Source organism: Bowmanella dokdonensis (genome assembly GCF_017254865.1).
GTDB lineage: Bacteria > Pseudomonadota > Gammaproteobacteria > Enterobacterales > Alteromonadaceae > Bowmanella > Bowmanella dokdonensis.
This window is the reverse complement of sequence record NZ_JAFKCV010000152.1, coordinates 1-384: the sequence shown is the minus strand read 5'-3', so window position 1 is coordinate 384 and position 384 is coordinate 1. Positions and strand designations below refer to the sequence as shown.

Annotated in this window: 2 protein-coding genes; both read right to left on the bottom strand. The window is 57.3% G+C overall.

Annotated features, from left to right (window positions below; genetic code table 11):
- Positions 1–288, bottom strand: a 288-nt coding sequence (locus tag J0A66_RS21990; RefSeq protein WP_137527699.1) for a phage portal protein, incomplete at its 3' end; no start/stop codon positions are given.
- The gene (gene gpW, locus J0A66_RS21985; protein ID WP_040093090.1) at positions 285–374 is read right to left on the bottom strand and encodes a gpW family head-tail joining protein; all 90 of its coding nucleotides are present in this window, start codon (positions 372–374) and stop codon (positions 285–287) included. The genes gpW and J0A66_RS21990, both read right to left, overlap by 4 nt.
- Positions 375–384: the final 10 nt, after the last annotated feature.

Below are 384 nucleotides of genomic sequence, written 5' to 3'. Positions count from 1 at the left end.
ATAGCGCCAGCTTGGGCGATGACTGAGCCGGAAAAAAGACCCGACGATATGATCCTGATGCAGCTGGATGGCGTTGGCGGCATAGCCGTTATTGCGTACCAGATCGTCTGCGCGGGCATTGCCACGGGTAAAGTTGGGCAACAGGGCTGCATCCACACTTTCACTCGGTGGGTTCCACGACCGCAACTGCCCTCCAAATCCGCTGCCACCGCCGTGATAACCGGCATATTCGCGCAGCGATGTCATGCCGTCCGGCCCCAGAAGGGTGGGAATGGTGGGCGTTTTCATACATAAAATCCTGCAGGTCCCCTGCGTCGCTGTGTCATGCCGGTCTGCACTTCCAGCTCTGCAATATATTTTTTCAGGTCAGACACGGAAGTGGCC